This window comes from Cupriavidus sp. FW305-3-2-15-C-LB2, from assembly GCF_058787575.1.
Window position 1 is genome coordinate 39629 of the sequence record NZ_JBYSZW010000011.1, and the last position, 18566, is coordinate 58194.

17 protein-coding genes are annotated in these 18566 nt (G+C 69.3%); 1 reads left to right on the plus strand and 16 read right to left on the minus strand.

Going from position 1 to position 18566, the window contains the following annotated elements; genetic code table 11:
- Positions 1–11 precede the first annotated feature (11 nt).
- The 3 genes from AC3WRR_RS10775 to czcI form a co-directional block, all read right to left on the minus strand.
- The gene (locus AC3WRR_RS10775; RefSeq protein WP_492296927.1) at positions 12–1271 is read right to left on the minus strand and encodes an efflux RND transporter periplasmic adaptor subunit; all 1260 of its coding nucleotides are present in this window, start codon (positions 1269–1271) and stop codon (positions 12–14) included.
- A gap of 16 nt (positions 1272–1287) precedes the next feature.
- Complete coding sequence (locus tag AC3WRR_RS10780) at positions 1288–2556, minus strand: TolC family protein (protein WP_492296929.1); 1269 nt, start codon at positions 2554–2556, stop codon at positions 1288–1290.
- A gap of 94 nt (positions 2557–2650) precedes the next feature.
- Positions 2651–3025 carry a cation efflux protein, CzcI family gene (gene czcI, locus AC3WRR_RS10785; RefSeq protein ID WP_492296930.1) on the minus strand — a complete coding sequence of 125 codons (375 nt, stop codon included), beginning with the start codon at positions 3023–3025 and terminating at the stop codon, positions 2651–2653.
- A 285-nt stretch (positions 3026–3310) separates the two neighbouring features.
- On the opposite strand from czcI, the gene AC3WRR_RS10790 reads away from it, so the two are divergent.
- Positions 3311–3655, plus strand: coding sequence for a hypothetical protein (locus AC3WRR_RS10790; protein ID WP_010810713.1), 345 nt, complete (start codon positions 3311–3313; stop codon positions 3653–3655).
- A gap of 52 nt (positions 3656–3707) precedes the next feature.
- Here the strand turns inward: AC3WRR_RS10790 and AC3WRR_RS10795 are convergent, their stop codons facing one another.
- From AC3WRR_RS10795 to AC3WRR_RS10855, 13 genes are all read right to left on the minus strand, one after another.
- Positions 3708–3914: a zf-HC2 domain-containing protein gene (locus tag AC3WRR_RS10795; protein ID WP_010810714.1), complete on the minus strand. Its 207-nt coding sequence runs from the start codon at positions 3912–3914 to the stop codon at positions 3708–3710.
- A 42-nt stretch (positions 3915–3956) separates the two neighbouring features.
- On the minus strand, positions 3957–4550 hold the full coding sequence (locus AC3WRR_RS10800) for a sigma-70 family RNA polymerase sigma factor (protein WP_010810715.1): 594 nt from the start codon (positions 4548–4550) through the stop codon (positions 3957–3959).
- Between the two features lie 86 nt (positions 4551–4636).
- The gene (locus tag AC3WRR_RS10805; RefSeq protein WP_011617854.1) at positions 4637–5800 is read right to left on the minus strand and encodes an IQM protein middle domain-containing protein; all 1164 of its coding nucleotides are present in this window, start codon (positions 5798–5800) and stop codon (positions 4637–4639) included.
- A gap of 60 nt (positions 5801–5860) precedes the next feature.
- Positions 5861–6946, minus strand: coding sequence for a type VI secretion system protein TssA (gene tssA / locus AC3WRR_RS10810; protein ID WP_010810717.1), 1086 nt, complete (start codon positions 6944–6946; stop codon positions 5861–5863).
- Positions 6943–11061: a type VI secretion protein IcmF/TssM N-terminal domain-containing protein gene (locus AC3WRR_RS10815; protein WP_492296932.1), complete on the minus strand. Its 4119-nt coding sequence runs from the start codon at positions 11059–11061 to the stop codon at positions 6943–6945. The genes tssA and AC3WRR_RS10815 overlap by 4 nt, the downstream gene beginning before the upstream one ends.
- Positions 11062–11098: 37 nt before the next feature.
- Positions 11099–11851: a DotU family type IV/VI secretion system protein gene (locus AC3WRR_RS10820; RefSeq protein WP_010810719.1), complete on the minus strand. Its 753-nt coding sequence runs from the start codon at positions 11849–11851 to the stop codon at positions 11099–11101.
- A 26-nt stretch (positions 11852–11877) separates the two neighbouring features.
- Positions 11878–13206: a type VI secretion system baseplate subunit TssK gene (gene tssK, locus AC3WRR_RS10825; RefSeq protein WP_010810720.1), complete on the minus strand. Its 1329-nt coding sequence runs from the start codon at positions 13204–13206 to the stop codon at positions 11878–11880.
- A gap of 45 nt (positions 13207–13251) precedes the next feature.
- Positions 13252–13755 carry a hypothetical protein gene (locus AC3WRR_RS10830; RefSeq protein WP_011617857.1) on the minus strand — a complete coding sequence of 168 codons (504 nt, stop codon included), beginning with the start codon at positions 13753–13755 and terminating at the stop codon, positions 13252–13254.
- 29 nt (positions 13756–13784) lie between these two features.
- Complete coding sequence (locus AC3WRR_RS10835) at positions 13785–15239, minus strand: dicarboxylate/amino acid:cation symporter (RefSeq protein WP_010810722.1); 1455 nt, start codon at positions 15237–15239, stop codon at positions 13785–13787.
- A complete protein-coding gene (gene cuyB / locus AC3WRR_RS10840; protein ID WP_010810723.1) occupies positions 15236–15937 on the minus strand; it encodes a cysteate racemase in 702 nt (233 codons plus the stop codon). The genes AC3WRR_RS10835 and cuyB overlap by 4 nt, the downstream gene beginning before the upstream one ends.
- Positions 15938–15969: 32 nt before the next feature.
- The gene (locus AC3WRR_RS10845; RefSeq protein WP_492296980.1) at positions 15970–17250 is read right to left on the minus strand and encodes a dicarboxylate/amino acid:cation symporter; all 1281 of its coding nucleotides are present in this window, start codon (positions 17248–17250) and stop codon (positions 15970–15972) included.
- Positions 17251–17300: 50 nt separating this feature from the next.
- Positions 17301–18272, minus strand: coding sequence for a substrate-binding periplasmic protein (locus AC3WRR_RS10850; RefSeq protein ID WP_010810725.1), 972 nt, complete (start codon positions 18270–18272; stop codon positions 17301–17303).
- A 20-nt stretch (positions 18273–18292) separates the two neighbouring features.
- Entirely contained in the window at positions 18293–18553 is a 261-nt protein-coding gene (locus AC3WRR_RS10855) for a hypothetical protein (protein WP_011617860.1), read from the minus strand.
- Positions 18554–18566: the final 13 nt, after the last annotated feature.

Genomic DNA, 18566 nt, shown 5'->3' on the forward strand with positions numbered 1-18566 from the left:
ACGCCTCCCGCTCAGTGCTCATGCCCGGCGCTGGCTTTGCCCAGCTCGGACTTGAGGATGAAGCTGTTGGCCGCGGCGTAGCGCGCGCCGGCCTGCAGGCCCTCAGTCACCTCCACCAGCTTGCTGCCGGCGCGCCCGGTCTTGACCGGCTGCACCGCAAACCCACCCGGCACGGCGATGAACACCACGCTCTGGCCGTCGACCTGCTGCACCGCGTCGGCCGCCACCGTCACCGGCACCTGCGCCGGCGCGCCCAGCACGCTGACCGTGACGAACAAACCCGGGCGCCACGCCATGCCGGGATTGGCCAGCGTCACGCGCGCCTTGGCCGTGCGCGTCTGCTCGCCCAGCAGCGCGCCGACGTAGGACACCTTGCCCTCGGCCTGCGTGTCCGAGGCGCTCGAGCGCACCGTGACCGCTTCGCCAACGCGCACCTGGTCCAGGTCGCGCGCGGACACCACGAACTCCGCCCATACCGAACTCAGGTCGGAGACCGTGAACACGCTGGTGGCTTCCTGGACTGCTTCGCCCAGCGCCAGGTGCTTCTCGACCACGATGCCATCGAACGGGGCAAGCAGCGCAAACTGGTTCAGGCTGCCGCCCTTGCCCGCGCTGTTCTCCGTGGCGCCAATCGCGGTCAGCTTCTGGCGCGCGTTCTGCACCGCGATCTGCGCTTCCTCCAGCGCTGTGCGGGCCTGCTGGTAATCCTGCTCGGCGGAGATCTTCTCCTGCCACAGCGTCTTCTCGCGCGCATAGGTGGCACGCGCCAGCCCCTCGCGCTTCTGCGCCGCCAGCAGCTCGCTGCGCTGCTCGGCCAGCGTCGTGCTGGCGAGCAGCGCCAGCACTTCGCCCTTGCGCACCTGCTGGCCAAGGTTGGCCGGCACCGCCTGCGCCACGCCCGCCACGCGCGGCACCACGTGCGCGGTGCGGTCTTCATTGAAGCGGATCTCGCCCGGGAATTCGACGCTGCTGCGCAGCGGCGCCGCGGCGGCGGTGGCGATGCCGATGCCGGCCTGCTGGATCTGCGCAGGCGTCAGCGCGATCAGGTGCGGCTTGCCTTCGGCTTCCGGTTTCGCCGCGGGGGCGCTGGCGTCAGCGTGCGCGGCCGCCTTGCCTCCTTCCTTGCCATGTTCGTGCTCCTCGGCATGCCCGTGCCTGGCCTCGCCGGTGGCGCCGCCGCCCTTGCTGGTGGACAGGATCGCCGCGCCGCCCAGCAGCCCCGCGACCAGGATGGCCACCACGGCGGCCCGTTGTTGCTTGCTCATTGCCATGTCTGCAGCTTCCGTATCAGTGTCCGAGGATGCGGTCGATGCTGGCCGCCGCGTCATAGGTGCGGGCCAGCACGTCCAGGTAGCGGATGCGCGCCTGGAACAGCGTGCGCTGGGCATCCAGCACATCGAGGAAATTGAATTTGCCGGCCTCGAACCCGCGCGAGGCGGCGGCATAGGCCTGCTCCGCCGCGGGCAGCACCGAGGCCTGCAGCGTCTGCGCCGCGGCGCGCGATACCGACAGCTGCGTCGATGCCTGCTGCAGCTCACCGACCAGGCGGATGCGCGTGGCCGCGTGCGTGTCCTGCGCCTTGTCGGCGCGGCGCAATGCGGCGTACAGGTTGCCCTGGTTGCGGTCCAGCGGCAGCGGGATCGCCACGCCCAGCACGGCCATATTGCGGTTGGCCTCGTTGTCGCGCTTGGCGCCCAGGCTCACGGTCACGTCGGGGTACTGGCGGCTGCGCGCCACGGCGACTTCGGCGCGGCTGCGCTCGGCAGAAAGGCGGCTTGCCGCCAGCTGCGGCGAGTCTTCCAGCGCCGCTTGCAGTGCTGCCGGCGCGGGGCGCGAGGGCAGCGCGTCAAGGTCGCCCTGCGCCTGCGCAAAGTGCGGCACGGCACTGCCCCACAGCGCGGCCAGCGATTGCCGTGCGGATTGCAGCGCGCCGGTGGCCTCGGCCAGTTCCAGCTCGGCATTGGCCTGTTCGACCCTGGCACGCGTTTCTTCCAGCGGCGCGACCTTGCCGGCGGCCACGCGCCGCCCGGCCGCCGCGGCCGCCTTGCTGGCGATGCCGACCGAGCCTTCGGCCAGCTTGACGCGCTCCTGCGCCACCAGCACGCCAAAGAAGCGCGTGATCACCGCGGCGCGCAGCTCGACGCGTACGCTGCCCAGTTCGGCCTGCGCCAGCTCGCGCCCGCGCTCGGCCACGCCGATGCGCGCGGCGCGCTTGCCGCCGAGTTCGATCGGCAGGTTGATCTGGCCGGTGGTGGAGCGCGTGGCCTTGCGCGTGTCTTCCATCGACACGGCCAGTTCGGGATTGGGCAGCACGCGCGCCTGCGTGACATCGCCCTCGGTGGCGTCAAGCTCTTTGCCCGCCGCGGACAGCGTGAAGCTGCCGGCTTCGGCCAGCGCCAGCGCGGCGTCGAGCGTGAGCGTGCCGACAGGCTCTTGCCCCGGGGCCGGCGAGGATGCCGATGGCTGCGCCATGGCAGGGGGCGGCGTCTGCGCGACGCCATGGATCGGGCTGGATAGGACGGCCGCCAGCCCAAGCGGCAGCAAAAGTCTTCGCATCGAATTGCACCAGGAAAGGAACCGGGAGAATTCGGCGAGACGCCTGACGTCAGGGACTCAGGAAAACCAGGAAATGGAAGCGTCGTCTCGCCGGCTAAGCGAGACGCGGCCACTGCGGACGGTCGGGCGCCCGCGCACTGTGCGAAGAGAAGCTGGGCTGCGACGCCGGTGGTGCCAGTTCCACCCGGCGCATGGCGTGCACGTCGGGCGCGTCGGCCCGTGCAAACGGCAGCGAAGCGATATGGCAGACGCCGCAGTCGGGATCGGGCAGGCCGAGCTTGGCCTTGTCCTGCGCCCTCTGCGCGGGCTGGTCCTGCTTGCCGCTGTCGGCCTTGTGCTGGTGCTCGTGGTGCCCGAAATGGGCCTTGGCCGAAGCCGCCACCTCATGCCGGCAATACGCGGCGGCTCCCGCCCAGGCGAACTGGAGCGGCAGGACGAGCGCAAGAAGGATGAGGATGAGCCGTTGCATAGGGGAAGTGGCAGCTGCCCTGGCCGCCGAGCATCAGGCGCCGGGGAAGTGCAGCGAGCCGCAAGTTTAACTGAGCCGCACCGGGCATTCCGGCGACGGGGTCATTACATTTGCGTCATGCCACGGATCATTTCCGCCCTCGCCCATTAATTCAATTTTTTTGAATAACTTGTCCGGCAACTGACCTGCTTCCGTATCGATGGCGCCCCTATAGTTCTGTACATGAACGGCACGCACACAACGCAAAGCCTTCTGACAAATTCAACGAGCTTAAGGAGAACCATCATGACCAAGACCACCCGCCTCGCTACCGCCCTGCTCCTGTCGCTGGCCGCCCTGGGCGCCGCGCAAGCCGCCACCGCCGCCGAACAAGTGCCCGGCGACAAGTACGGCTACAGCTTCCGCAGCACCGTGCCCGGCGACAAGTATGGTTATGAGTTCCGCAGCCATGATGTGTTCACGGAAGGCGCCCGCGTCGGCAAGGCCGATCCGTTTGTCGACGGCGCACGCACGCTGGCCGGGCTGGACCGCAGCGGCGTGTCGGCCGCCCCAGCGCGCAGCTTCGACACCTATTCCGAAGGTAGCCGTGCCGGCAAGTTCGATCCCTATGGGGAAGGCGCGCGCGCCTGAGCGATACCGGCACCCAGCCAGCAAGAAGGCCAGCGAATCCGCTGGCCTTTTGTCATTCGTCGCGCCCCAGCCTGTGCATGGCCTCGCGCAGGGTCCGCATCTGGGCGCTGAAGCTGGTGCAGGCGTCGCAGATCGCCAGGTGGGAGCGCATGCGCAGCCGCTCGCCCCATGACAGCGGCCGGTCCAGGCCCTTCATGGTGAGGTGGTGGATCTCTTCGCAGTTCGGCAGCAGGCGGCGGGAAGGGCGGGAATCTGGCATGTTGCTCAGTGGCTTATCCGTTGCATGGGCGGGGGGCCGGGATCAACCGGCCTTGCCGGGCCGGCCGCGCTGGCCGAACCAGTGCAGTTCCAGGCATTCGCGCAGGCGCATGCGGGCGCGGTACAGCATCGCCCAGGCATTGGTCGCGCTGATCTGCAAATGCTGACAGATTTCTTCGGTGTCCAGCTCCAGCCACTCGCGCATCATGAAGATCCGGCCGGTGCGCTCCGGCAGGCGGTCAACGCACAGCTGCAGGATCTCGAAGAACTCGCGGCGCTCAAAGGCGCGTTCCGGGTTGCCCCAGTCGGATGGCGGGTCCTGGTAGTGGCCGTTGCGCGTGAACAGCGCGTCGAAGGCATCGTCGTCGGATTGCCGCTGGCCCTCGGCATCGGTGGCCAGCGCCAGCCTGACCTCACGCTTGCCGCTGCGCAGGGTGTCGATGATCTTGTGCTTGAGGATACCAACCAGGTAGGTGCGCAGCGTTGACTGGCCGGCGAAGCGCTCAGGGTGCTCCAGCGCCGCCAGCAGTGTTTCCGAGACGGCATCCTCGGCCAGTGCCTGGTCGCGCAGCTGCAGGCGGGCAAAGCGCAGCAGGTAGGGGCGTAGGGCCTGGAGTTCGGCGGGGTCGAGACTCATCGGGGATCGGGGCGCGGTTGCCTGGACGGATGGCCCATGATACCCGCGCCTTACCCGATCCCGTGGGATTGCCCGCCGACCGCGCGTCAGCGCCCGCCGGCGATACGCATCGGTCGGCCATTGGGGTCTCTCAGGAATTCGTTCGCGGTATAGCGATGCTCCTGCTTTTCGCCCATGACGAATACATACAGGTTGACGCTCGCCCAACTGCAGGCGAGCCCTTCGCTGGCAAGCACGCTGAGGCAGTTGTGCAGGTTTTCCCGCGTGGGCTTGTAGTGGCCGCTGTTGTTGTCGATCACGCGCAGCGAGCCATTCCTGATGGTCAGCGTACCTGCGCAAATAACATCATTGCCCGCGTTGAACGACGAGTGGTTGAAGAACATGGCGTCATCCAGCGGATCTGCATCTTTAATGAACAAGGAGCCGTACTTGTCCATCGCATAGGCTGTCACCTTGACCGCATGTGTCGTGATGCGCTGGTTATTTACGTCGTACAGAAGTCCGTCGTCTCCGACGATCGCCATATACCGCATGCGTTCGCTCTTTGTCAGATAGTTGACATCGCCTGTGACAAGGTTCTCCCGACCGATGGCATCGAGCAGCTGGAAATCCTCCAGCGTCAGTGCGTGCACATCTTTGCTGGCAATCGCCTCGGCCTCTGCGCGCCGTTGCGGGTTGGCCGGCATCATCTGCGAGAGATTCTTGTGCGTCAGATGGACACCGCTGCCCGAGATCGCCTGGACCTTGCCCGACTGGAGATAGGACAGACGCTCGTTCTGATAGTCCGCGCCCATCGGCCTGAGTTCGCGCACGTAGGGCGAGCGGTCACCGTGGTTGACACCGGAACCGAGCACCAGCAGCTTGCGCCGGTCGAATTTCATCCGCCCGCGCAAGTCCGGGGTGAGAATACCCAGCTGGGTCAGGCGCGCATAGAGTTCCTGCAACGCTTCGCTGCCGAGATTCGTGATTGCACGACGGCGCGTGACGAACAGAGCATTGATCTTTTCAGCGCCGCCAACCAAGCCCTGACGGCTTTCCGGCTTGCCGCGCTTGAGCTTCAGCCAGCCGATGCACGCCGTCACGATCGCGTTCAGGCTGGCGATCTCCCGCCGTGCGTCCCGTGCGCCGTTCATCTCTCGCCAATAGTCTTCCAGCGCGCAATCGACCGCGCGGATATTGCTGCCACGTGCCAGGAACTTCCAGTCCCTGGCGGTGGCGGCGATGAACGTCTGGTATTGGGTCCTCAGCATGTTCCAGCTCCCCTTGTCCACTTGATGTCAGAAAATGCCCGGGCTCGGATGCCGTGCCAGCTAGTTGTCCAGCAGCGCCAGATACCGCCCGATATCCCCGTCCTCACGCAGGATGTCCTGCATCAGATCCGCCAGTGGCATCTGCCCCCAGCGCACCGCGCGCCGCAGCAGGTATGGCGTGGGGCTGTGCGGCTCATGGCGCGCCAGGTAGTCGGCCACATCCCGGATCAGCTGGTAGGCATGCGCACGGTCCTCGATGCGGCCGTGCGCCAGCATGGCGGTCTGCCCCGGCCCCGCGGCGGGCAAGACCGGCATCGGCTCGGGATCGTCCACGGGATCGTTGTTACCGGCCGGCCCCGTGGCGGCGGGTTCGCCACGGTGAGCGCTGCCTGCTTCGTCCCCGCGCAGCGCCGCCACCGCCCGCACCAGCCGCGCCAGCGTGTCGGTTACGCGCGCCAGGCTCGGCGCTTGCGCCCCCAGCAGCGCGTCGATGCGCCGGTCAAACCCAGCCCATTCGGCGCTGGCGCCGTGCAGGTCGCGCCACAACGCATCCAATCGGGCCCGGTCGGGCGCGTGATGCGCGCGCTGCAGCAGCGCCTCGCGGCCCAGGCTGTCGTCGTCATCGACCGGCGCCAGGCTGCGTTCCCACAGGTCCAGCGTGATGTGCAGGGGTTTCTCGTCGGCCAGCGACAACAGCGGGACATGCAGCGCCAGCACCGCTGGCAAGGTCTCGTTGAGCCATGCGATCGGGGCGCAGCGTGCCTCCGCATCGCCGGCTTCCATGCGCGGCCAGGCGCTTTCCCAATACGCGTCCGCCAACGCCCCCAGCAAGCGCACCCCGGCGCAAAAGCCGGCCGCGCCGTGCAGATGGATCCACGCCTCGCACAGCCATGCCGCCAGCTGGAAGTCCTTGCTGCGCGTGGCCAGCGCCTCGCTGGCGAGCGCGGCCACGCGTTTCCAGTCAGCCTTGACCAGCGGGCGCTCCCATTCCCGCATCGGCAAGGACTCGTCGTCGTGCTGGCGCGCTTCGGCGATGGCGCGATAGACCGCGTCGTAGCGCAGCGAAGCGCCCGCGGGATCGTCGCCCGGCACCGGCGCAAGCAGTGCCTGCGCGGCCGGGATGCGGTCTTGCGTTGGCGTCGTCATAGGTTGGTCCATTCAGGAGCCCGGGTGGGAAAGCTTTGCGGCCACGGCAGCGGCATCTTCCTGCCCGCGGCCGTCAGCACCAGACGCAGGAACACACGGCCGCGCACCGGCCTGGGCGCCGCCGTGAAATCCGGCGCGGCGCTGCCCAGCGGAAAGTCGAAGCGCAGCAGTTGCGCCGTGCTGTCGGCGCGCCCGCCCGGATCCGCGATGCGATGGCGCGCAATGAACGACAGCAGCGACCACGGGTCGGCAAAGCGCCAGGTCATGGTCTTGCCGTCGGCGGCCAGCGCGCGCTGTTCGGCGTCAGGCAACGCGACCATCGGTGAGTCCTTGGCAAAGCGCAGCGTCAGCGTCACCGGACTGCCGTAGTCCCAGTGCAGCGAGCGCGGCGCATCGCGCATCGACAGGCTCTGCGCGCCGATCGTCAGGGTCCAGTCGATGATCTGGTTGCCGGCCAGTTCCGCGCCGCGGTTGACGCGGAACTCCGCGCTCACGTCATAGCCTGCGGGCGCGCCCTCCTCGACCGGATACAGTGGCGCGAGCAGGGTCCTGACCTGGTCGAAGCTGTCGATGAACTGGTGCACCGGCACGCCGGACGCGATATTCCTGAGCGGCCCGTCGCCACGCGCGGCCCGGTACGTCGCCGAGAGCGGTTCATAGCGCTTGAGCACCCGGCCAAGCTCGGCATAGTCCGCCGTGCGCACCTCGCCGGCATTGGCGGCGCCGCCAAACGGCGCGCGCCCGGCCAGCCGTTCATTGAACGTGGCCGAGAACCCGTCCCACTGCCGCTGCAGGTCGGCAAAATAGCCTTGTGCACAGCGCGCGAGCAGGCCGTCGTACAGGCGCACGTGCAGCGCGGCAAAGTAGTCATCCCCGCCGGCAGGCCGCGCCGCAAAGCGCGCCAGGCACACGCCCTGGCCGGACTCGGCCGCCGCGGCCTGCACGAACTGCTCCAGCATCAGCAGCCGGCTGTTCGGGTTCTTGAGCCGATAGCGTTCCAGATCGCGGTTCAGCGCCTGCCAGCGCAATGCCAGGCCAGAGCCGGCGTCGGCGGGCGAGAGCGCGGCAAGATACACCGCGGCCTCGCGGCCCAGGGCCTGCGCACGCGCCGACTGCTGGTCCAGGTACGGCCCCAGCGCCGCCGCGTCGTTCAGCCCGAACGCCGTCAGCAGCGGCGAGCGCGGCGCACGGGCCCCGTCGCCGGCGCTGCCCTGCCGGATCGCGTACAGCTCGGACTGCTGCAGCAGCTCGTCCACCGCGCGCAGCCGTGCCAGCGCATCGCGCGAAACCAGCGCATCGAGGTCATCCACGCGCGACATGGCATGCATCTCGCCCAGCATGGTCTTGATGCGCGCGATTCGGCCCAGTGCAGCCTCGAAGCCGGCGCTGCCGCCATCGGCCTGCAGCGGCGCCATGATTGCCGCGGTCGCGACCTGGTCGGTCACCAGCCGCGCAAACTGCTGGTCCACGCTTTGCGCAATCGCATCGCGCCAGGGGCCTGGCAGGCCCGTCAGCCCCTCGTCAAGAAAGCGCTTGCGCATGTCGCCCAGGGCGATGGCCTGGTCAAGCTGCTGGCGATCCCACAGCACCGCCGACCCGGCCGGCACCGACGGCAGCGCCAGGTCGCGCGGCGGCGCCATGAACGGCTGGTTCAGCAGGGCGGCGAGCCGGTCGCGCAAGGCCAGCCGCTCGGGCGTGACCACGAAGCGGCCGTCCTTGTCCTGCCACGCGATCCCGCTGTCGGGTCCGCTGAAGCGCTGCGCCAGCTCGCCGGTGAAGGCCTGGAAGCCGCTTTCAGCGCGTGCGCGCGCGGCTGCCACCAGGTCTTCGCCGAGCAGCCGGTTCTGCGCGGCCTGCGCCAGCGTGCGCGCGTAGACGGTGCCCGCGGCGAACTGGGGCTGCCTGATCCAGCCGCCCTTGCCGGACGCCAGCAGTTCCTGCTGCGTGCCGATCGCCGCGACAATGCCGCGGTAGTCGGCCAGGACCCGGTTGACGCCACTGCCGGCATTGGCCCCGCCGGCCAGTTCATCGAGGCTGGACCTGACGGCGCGCTCGGCCACCAGCAGCGGGTTGTTGTTGAAAAGCCGCTCGTCGAGCTGGCGCGTGCCCTTGTCGAAGGTGCAGCGCAAGGGCGGCACCAGCGCGGTCAGTGCCCTGCCGCCGGTTGCCAGGCTTGCGGCACCACGCCCCTTGCCAGGGTCGCGCTGGAAATACGGCAGGCTGCCCGAGACCTCGCCCTGCAACTCCGCCCCCAGCGCATAGCGCACCACCAGCCGCAGCGCATCGGCGTTGGCAGGCTGCGGCGTTTCCAGCCGGTGCAGCGCTTGCAGCGCAGCGTCGAACTGGTCGACCGCGGCAACGTACTGCTGCAGCGCGCGCATCTCCGGCATGTCTTCCAGCGCCAGGCTGCGTGGCGGCAGGGCCTCGCCCCGTGCGCCCGGCGGCGCCAGGCAGCTGTCGCCGATGATCAGCTGGCCGGTGCTCGGGTCGCGCCCCACGCCTGTCAGCGTGTCGACGCGTGCCAGCAGTTCGCGATCGATGGTGTCGAGCGCGATCTCGCCGAAGGCGCGCTGGAAGCGATCGTGCACGCGCCCGTCCAGGTCGTCGATAAAGGCCCACGAGCCCGGCATGAACCAGGACGAGACCGACTGCGCGCTCAGGCGCTGGTTCATCGCGATCAGCCCCAGCGCCTGGCGCCGGTACCAGTCCGGCGGCAGGTCCTGGCCGCGCTGCGCGGCCAGCGCGCGCTGCTGCGCGCCGGCACGCAGCTCGCCAAGCGCGGCCAGCAGTTCGGCATGGCGATGTCCCATCTGCCATGCCGCGACCAGCAGTCCCCCGGCCCACGCGCACAGCACGGCCATGCCGCCCCAGCGCAGCGCACGGTGCACCAGCGGCCGCGCCAGCTGCTGCGAGCGCGATGGCCGCGTCAGCCCGTACTCCAGGAAGATCTTCTTCTCGAACAGGTCGCGCAGGAACGCCGGTTGCCGCATCAGCTCGTTGAGCAGGTCGGCGGACGAGCTGGCGCTGGCTGCCGGCGCCAGCTCCGGCGCGTGCGCATCCTCTGGCGCCAGTGCGTCAGGCTGCGCCGCACGCAGGCGCGGCGCGGCGAAGGCCGGTGCATGCGCCGCCAGCTCGCCGCTGTCGCCGGTCAGGTAGACGCCGCGCAGATAGAAGGGCTCGTGATAGGCGCTGGGCCGCAGCAGTTCGTCGACATAGCGCGTGAGCTGCCCGCGCATGGCTTCGATGCGCGCCGGCAGCAGCAGCGACTGGCAGGCATCCACCTCCTGCGCCCCTATCGCCAGCAGCTCGGCCACACCGTCCGACACCGCGCGCACCACGCCCGACATGGCCGCATCGATCCAGCCCGACTGGTAGGTGGCCGACAGGTCGTACGGCGAGGACCAGCCCAGCATGCCGGCGCGCATCGGCTCTGGCAGCGCGCGCGCAAAGTGCGCGAAGCCCGGCAGCGACTCACAGCCCGTCACCACCACATAGACCGCGAAACGCACCGCAAAGCGGTTCTGCGCCAGCCATAGCCGCCGGTGGGCCAGCTTGGCCCGGCGCACCAGCTCAAGCTGTGCGTCGGTGTCGTCGGCCAGCAGCATCGCCGCCGGCACCGTCACCACCACGCTGTCGAAGGGCCGTTGCGGGCGATAGCCGCGGCACAGGCCGAGGAACTCGTCCCAGGGCTTTTCATCGGTATCGTCGTCAGGCGAGCCCAGATAGGCCGCATTGATGTCGATGACCACGCCGCGGTCAAAGAAGTGCCATGAAATACCCTGCGTGGCGGCCGCATTGGCAGCGTCGGAGCCCAGCACGCTGGCCACGCCGGACTGAGCGATCGGCAGCGGCCGCGCATCCTCGCCCTCATTCAGGACCAGGATCCACGGAATGTTGTAGCGCTCGGCGCGCGAGGCGATATTGCCCTCGACCAGCTCGATCGCCTGGCGGAACGCGGTGCGCAGCGAATCGGTGCGCAGGCGCACGATCTTGCGCTCGGCCGCCGGCTTGGCGCGGGCCCGCTGCGCAGCGAAATACAGCACCGCGCCGAGCACGGCCAGCGCCACCAGCGTCAGCACGCCGATCGAAATCAGAAACAGGTTGCTGGTCAGCATGCGCCTGCCCCCCGGGCGCGGATGGGCTGCCGGCGCGTCATGGCGTGCCTCCGGCCACGGTGTCGGCCCGCAGCGCTTCGCGCACCGGCCAGGATTGCCACAGCCACGTCACCTCGGACAGCGCCAGCAGGGTGGCCAGGCCCAGCAGGAACACCACGGTCCAGCGCGTCAGCGTGGGCAGCTTGCGCGGCGCGATATGCGAGAGCGTGTGGGCGTACGCGGATTCGCTGAGCACGCGCTCGCGTCCGCCCAGGTCTGGCCGGCGTTGGTAGATGAACTCATACAGTTCCTCGCGCAGACTGCGCAGCCGCGCTTCGGCATCGGCGCCGCGAAAGCGCCCCTGGAAACCAAGCCCGAGCGTGAACAGGTACAGCCGTGCCAGGTTGCGGCGCGACGGCTCGCGGTCCAGCAGCAGCTGCTCGATACGGCGAAACACCTGGTCGCCTGCCACGTTGGTGCGAAACAGCGTCGATTCGAGCAGATGCCCATGCCACGCGGCGCGGCCGGCCCAATCGGCGTTCAGCAGGATTTCATCGGCGAGCACCGCCTTCAGGTAGCGGGCATCGGCCACGTCCTCCATCTCGAAGCGCGAGCTGTCGCGCCGCGATTGCAGGGTCTGCACTTCCAGCAGGTTCAGCAGCTGGCGGTTCATGCCTTGCGCGGCAGCTTCGCCGCTGAGGTCGGGTTGTTCGGAGAACCGCTCCTGCAGCTTGACGAGTTCATCCAGGAACGCCCGGAACTGCCCGGTGGCAAGATCGTCTTCCTCGGTTTCCGGTCGGTAGCGCGCCATAGTCTGTTTGCCTTGATAGTCTGCCGTCAGCCCTTGACGAACAGCAGCATTTCCTGCGGCCGCTGCACGCTGGCGCCTTCATTGGGATTGCCGATCACCATCGCCTCGTTGGCATGGACCAGCGCGGGATCGGCTTCGATCTCGAACAACAGGTAACCCGAGCCGGAACGCACCCCAAGGTCCTCGGCATGCTCGACCACACGGCGCACCGCGCCCAGCACGCGCCGCGTGCGCAGCGACGGGTAGACCGACTGCGAGCCCACCACAGCGCCCGACATCCAGGCCAGCAGGTCGCGCTCTGACTGCCCGCGCAGGCCCACCACCAGGCGCTCGCCGATCCAGTCCGGCTGCAGCACGATGTCGAACGCGCCGTGGCGGAACTCGAACTTGTGCTCGCGGTACTCTTCGCTGACCTCGGCCAGGGTCTCGCGCAGCGCGCGCAGCAGCGGCGTGAACACGGCCATGGGGTCGGCGTGTTCATAGTCGTCCGGCACCGGCGGCAGGCCGCCCGGCTTGAGCAGGCTGAGCGACCCCAGCACCGAGGCCAGCGCCAGGTAGAGTGCAAGCGGGTGCAGATGCGGCGTGCGCAACACCGCCTCCAGCAGCGGCAGCGCGGTCACCAGGCTGCGCAAGCGGTCCTTCAGTTCCAGCTGGGTCAGGCGGTCGTCCGCCCGGGATGACGGGATCGCGGTCTGCTTGGCCACGAACGCGGCCTTGCCGCGCAGCTGGGCCACCAGCGACGCCACCGCCGTCCACAGCGCGCTGCCGCGTGCCACCTCCAGCAACGGCGGCAGGCGGTCGCCGAGCCGCACGATCTCGTTGTCCTTGTAGACCGCGCCCAGGCACAGCGACACATGGAGCGGCGACGGCCTGGCGCCGGCATCGAGTGCCAGGCTTGGCAGCAGGCGCGGAATGTCGGCGGGCGGCGCTTCGGACACCTCATCCTCCACCGGGGCGCCCGCCACCGAGCGGAACCGCCGCACCTGCCCGTCCTTGCGGTTTGCGGCCGCCACCGGCAGGGTCAGGTAAAGCGCCAGCATGCCGCCGGCAAGCGCGTCGGCAAACGGCTCGAGCGCCAGCTCCAGCGGCGGCTGGCGGGCATCGTCGCGCGCGTAGGACACGGCAGTGCCGTCCGGCATGATGGCTTCGAGCTGCAGCACGCGCACCACGCCCGCCGGCAGCAGCCCGGCGTCGAACTCCAGCCGGCGCACGCCCCAGCCAAACGGTGCGGCCGCGAGTGTCTGCCACGCCACCAGCGAATCGAGCCGCCCGGCCAGCAGCTGGAGATGCTGGGGCGCCAGCAGCATGCCCTCATGCCATTCAACCCGATCGACCGGCAGCGCGCGCTCAGACATGGGGGGCTCCCGGGCCGTACGCGGCCGTGGCAGGAAAAACCAGGTTCATTTGGTCACAAGCACGGTAAAGGCGGCGCTGTCGAGCTGCACGGCAAGCGTGCCGTTGAATTGCTCGACGCGGGCGCGATGCGCGCCCGGCGCCTGGTAGTTGGCGAACACATAGGCCGCGGCGACGCGCGGCCCCTCCAGGTCTTCGGCCGGCACGTCCAGCCGCTGGCCGGGCACCAGTTCCCAGCTGCGATAACGCAGCCCGCTCGGATAGGTGCTGCCCAGGTCGCTGCGCCCGGCAAACCACTTGGCCGCGGGCAGGTCCGCCAGCCGGGCCTGCAGGGCCTCGTCGCTGACCAGCACCACGTCGACGGCCACCGGGCTATTGCCGTTGGCATCCGCCGCCGCCGTCAGCGTGACTTGCTTCCATTTGACCTTGTCCCCCTTGAAGCCCAGCCATGAAGAGGCCGCGCAGCCCCCGAGCAGGCCAGCGAGCGCAGCCGCCGCCAGCAGCGTGCCGGCGCGGCGCAGGGATAAGAGATGCACGGGCGTCGTCATCATCAGACTCCTTCGTGGTTGCGGATGCGGCATCATTTCGCACCCACCCCGATGCCCATCAGCACGATCAGCAGACCGGCCAGCAGCGCGCAGGCGCTGGCCAGCGCCAGTTGCGCGCGCGTCAGCACCAGCCGCACCGCCGCGGCCTGTGCGGCGGGCAGCCGTGGGCCCGGCACGTGCGCGCGCCCATCCGCGCCCTCCATCCGCTGCGCCGCGACGCGCTCCATCGGCAGGCCCACCGACACCAGCGCAATCACCGCGCAGGTGCAGACCAGGCTCAAGGCATTGCGCGGCCCATCGCAGATCGGGTCGATCGCCAGCAGCAGCACTGCGGCTGCCTCAGCCGGCAACTGCAGCACCGACAGCGCAACGCCCGCATAGGCGATCGTTCCCAGGCCGCCCTGCCCCGCCGAGAGCCAGGCCGCGATGGTGGCGGCCATCGCGATCCATGCCACGTCGCCGGCGCCCACGGGGCGCCCGTACAGGTTGGCGACGAACACCGTGGCCAGCGCGAAGTACAGCGCCGAGCCCCCGCGCACGAACACCGCGCCCAGGGGCACCACCAGCTCCACCAGCCCGCGCGGAAAACCCAGCCGCGCGCTCATGGCCTCGATTGTGTGCGGGATCGGCGCGGTGGCGCTGCCTGAGGCCAGGCCGACCAGCATGGAGCCATTCAGCTCGGTCACCACCTGCGAGAACGGCAGCCGCGCGCAGGCGGCAATCGCGGCCGCGGCCACGCCGCTGAGCAGCAGGCAGAGCATCAGGAACGTGACCAGCACCCCGGCCATCGCGCCCATGGTGGCGCGGTCGGCATGCATCGACAGATGGGCCGCAAGCCCGAATGCCAGCACCGGGATCAGCAAGTTGGCGTGGGCGATGATCTGCTCGAAGGTGCGGTAGATCCCTTCGAACACATTGCTCAGCATGCCGGTCTGCTCGCGCGACAGCGCCGCGAAGGCAAGCCCGAACAGCAGCGCCCCGGTGAGCACGCCCAGCGTCTGGCCATGCGCCAGTGCGCGGTAGAAGTTGTCGGGAATGATGTTCCCGAGCGCGTGCGGCAGCTTGTCCGTATTGGCCTCTGCCTTGCCATGCAGGTCCACGCGCACCTCGCCGCCATCGGCCACGCCGCTGAGGATCAGCGCGCCAAGCTTTTCGCTGGCCTGTGCAGGGAGTTCCGCGCCCGGCGCGGTCAGCAGCCCCGCCAGCGCGCCGGCCAGCGCGCACACCCCCACCACCCCGGCAGCCGTGCCGAAGATGGCGCCGAAACGCGCCCCGGCGCGCGGCAGCGCCAGCACCTGGCGCAGGCCGAAGAAGGTGGCCACCACCAGCAGCGGCACCGCGGCCATGTTCACCACCGACAGGTAGAGCTGTCCGACCAGCCAGGCGAAGCGGCCCAGCGGCCCGGCCACGGTGCCGGCGAGCGCGCCCGCCACCAGGCACAAGAGCAGCCCGGGCACGCTGTGCGAGAGCCAGTTCAGGGCTTTCATGCGGCCTTGTTCCAGCCGCGCGCCAGCGCGAACGCCACCGTCGCCCGTGCCAGCTCGTTGGTGCTGTCGACCAGCATGAGCGGCGGCGCGGCCAGGCCGCGCGCCGCCACCGGGATTTCCGTGCAGCCCATGATCGCGGCGCCGACGCCGAGCGCCGCGATCCGCGCCAGCGCGCTGCCAAGCGCCTCGCCGGCCTGGTCCAGGGCGCCGGCCTTGACCGCCCGGATGCAGGCATCGACCTGCAGCTGCACCGGCTCCGGCGGCACCACCGCCGCGATCCCGCGCGCGTCGAGCGCTGCCTGGTAGATGCCGGAGGCCAGCGCACCGCGCGTGGCCAGGATGGCCACGCTGCCGGTATCGGCAGGCAAGGCCGCCACGCAGATCCGCGCGATATGCAGGATCGGCGCCGCGCTGTGCGCGCTCAGTTGCGCATACCAGTGGTGCGAGGTATTGCACGGGATCACCACCAGCCCCACCTGGTTGCGGTTGAGCAGCTCGATGCCGCGCAGCAGGTAGGGCAGCGGCAAGGCATCGCCAGCCAGGATCGAGCGCGAGCGGTCAGGAGTCTGCGGCAGGTGCGCCACCACCATCGGCAGGTGGTCCTGGTCACGCACGGCATCGGTAAGCCGAACCACGCGATCGAGAAAATCCACTGTCGCCAGCGGCCCCATGCCGCCCAGCACCCCGATCATGGTCATGCCAGTACTTCCGTTGTTCATATGAGCCGACCCTAAAGCTTCAGCGGCCGCGGGCAGATCACCGACACCGCCGCGGTATTGCCGACCACCAGGATCAGCGTGCGCAGCATGTCGCAGACCGGGTCGACGGCAAGGAAGAGAATGAATGCGGCCTCGAATGGCAGGCCAAGATAGGCACAGGTCATGCCGACCAGCGAAACGATCACCAGGCCCGTCATGCCGGCCGAAGCAAAGCCCGCCAGCACCGAGGCCAGCAGCACCGTGGCGATATCGACCAGGCCCAGCGGATGGCCGTACAGCTGCGCGATGAACAGCGTGGCGCAGACGTAATAGACCATCGGCCCCACGCGCAGCAGCGAGATCGCCAGCGGCACCAGCAGTTCCACGCGCACCCGGGCAAAGCCGAGCCGGTCGACCAGGCACTCGATCATGCTGGGCATGCAGGCCGCGCTGTTGCGCGTGGCCAGCGCCAGCGCAAATGGTGAGCGCAGCGCGTCCAGCGTGGCGCCCAGGCTCTGGCTGGAGCGCTTCCAGATGATCCCGACGGCCAGTGCCAGCAGCAGCACCGACGCGATAGAGAACGCCAGCACGAACTGCATCATCGCCTGCAGCGGCTCCAGTCCGGACTTGCCCAGCTGCGCCGCGCTCATGCAGAACAGGATCACGGGCAGCGGATAGCTGAGCCAGTGCATCAGCTTCTGGCAGGCGTGGTAGACCGTTTCCAGCGACAGGCTCAGCCCGATGGAAATGCGCTCGGGCACGCGCCCCACGGCCAGGCCGAACATCAGCGCGAACACCAGGGCCTTGAGGGCGTCGCCGTTGGCGAGCGCGGCAAAGATATTGGTCGGGATCAGGCTGGTCAGGACTTCGGACAGGCTCGGCGACTTCTCCTGGATATCCTCGCCGTAGAGGTTCATCACCGTATCGCTGGACGTGGCATCGCTGCCCACCATCGCGCCGAAGGTCTCCATGGTGGCGCTCGACAGGTTGCTGCCCGGGCGCATCACGATCAGCACCAGTGCCGACACCAGCGCCACCAACAGCGACGCGCCGACAAACACCGTCACCACGCGGATCATCAGCCGCGAGGCCCCACCATCGCGGAACAGCCGCTGCAGGCTGAAGATCACCGCCGACACCATGAACGGCAGCGTGGTCATCTTGAGCAGGTCCACGTAGACATCGCCCACCACGCCCAGGTGCCGGGCCAGCGCGGGCCAGAGCAGCCCGGTGGCGCCGCCCAGCGCCAGGCTGCCGATCACCACCCACGGATTGAGGGCAATGGCGTAGAGCTTGCCGGCATCCAGCTTCATGGACGCGGCGCGCTGTGCCTGGGCCGCGCCCGGCTTCATGGCGGGCGCGCTCATCGCGTGGCCGCCTGCAGCACGTCCGCCACCTCGAGCCGCTTGGGCCGCTCGGCGAGGAACTGGTTGACAAAGCCCAGCAGCGCCGGCGCCGACACGTTGACGGCGATGCCCAGCGTGTCCTCAAGATCCTGCAGCGTCACCACGCGCAGGCGCAGCGCAGCGGTCGGATCCGCCTTGAGCACGCGCTTGACCTCGAACTCGTCGCGGTACACCGCGGCGACGCGGCCGTCGTTCAGCGCCTTCAGGGCTTCATCCCAGGTTGGATAAGCCGTGACGTAGGCCTTGGGGAAATTGTTCACCACATACTCCGAGTACGACGAATTTCCGACCACGCCAATCGAGCTGTCATAGGCGCGGATCACCTCCGGCACCGGCCGGCCGCGTGCCATCTGAGCGAACTTGACGCGATTGAGCAGCAGCGCGCGGTTCAGCCGCAGGTAAGGTGTGCTGAAGCTGATGATCTGCATGCGCGGCAGCGTGCGCGACAGCTTGCTGATGGCCACGTCGGCCTGTCCCTGCGCCAGCAGCTTGACCACCCCGTCGAAGGTGGTGGCGTCGCGGTTGAAGCGCACCCGCACGTTGAGCTTGCGCGCAAGCTCGCGCGCGAGGTCGATATCGAGCCCGCTCAGCTCGCCGTTGCGCTCCTGGAAGAACGGGGGCTGGTCCACCTTCAGCACCGCGACCACCAGTTCGCCGCGGCTGGCGATGCGGGCGAACTCCGGCGCCATCAGGCGTCCGTCAGGCATCAACACCAGTCCGTTCGGTGTGGAGACTGGCGCAGGGGCGCCTTCCGGCAACCCGCCCTGCGCGGCAAACGATGCCGCCGGGTGGGCCGGTGCCGGCGTGTAGGTGGCCTGCGCATGGCCAGCGGCCGGCAGGGCAAGCGCGGCGCCCGCGAGGGCGCGCGCCAGCCAGCGCCACGCGCGTGTTGCCGCGCGGCGGGAATCAGGGACGGGAGTCAGCGACATGGCGTCAAACGGTTCATGTTTCAGGGAGTCGAGGGCGCGCCTGGAGCCGCGGCAAGGCCAACGGCAATGGCGGGCGCCTGGGTGGCGGCGGGCAGCGTGGCAGTGGCCGGGGCCGCGGGCGCCACGGCCATGGGTGCGGTGTCCGCACGCTGGAGTACGCCAGGCCGTCCCAGGCGGGCGCCGATCTCCACGCCCATCAGGAACAACAGCGCACACAGCAGCACCGCGCAGGTCACGGCGATTGTCACCATGCGCGAGCTCATCGAGAATACGTAGGTCATGCTTGCCTCGGCG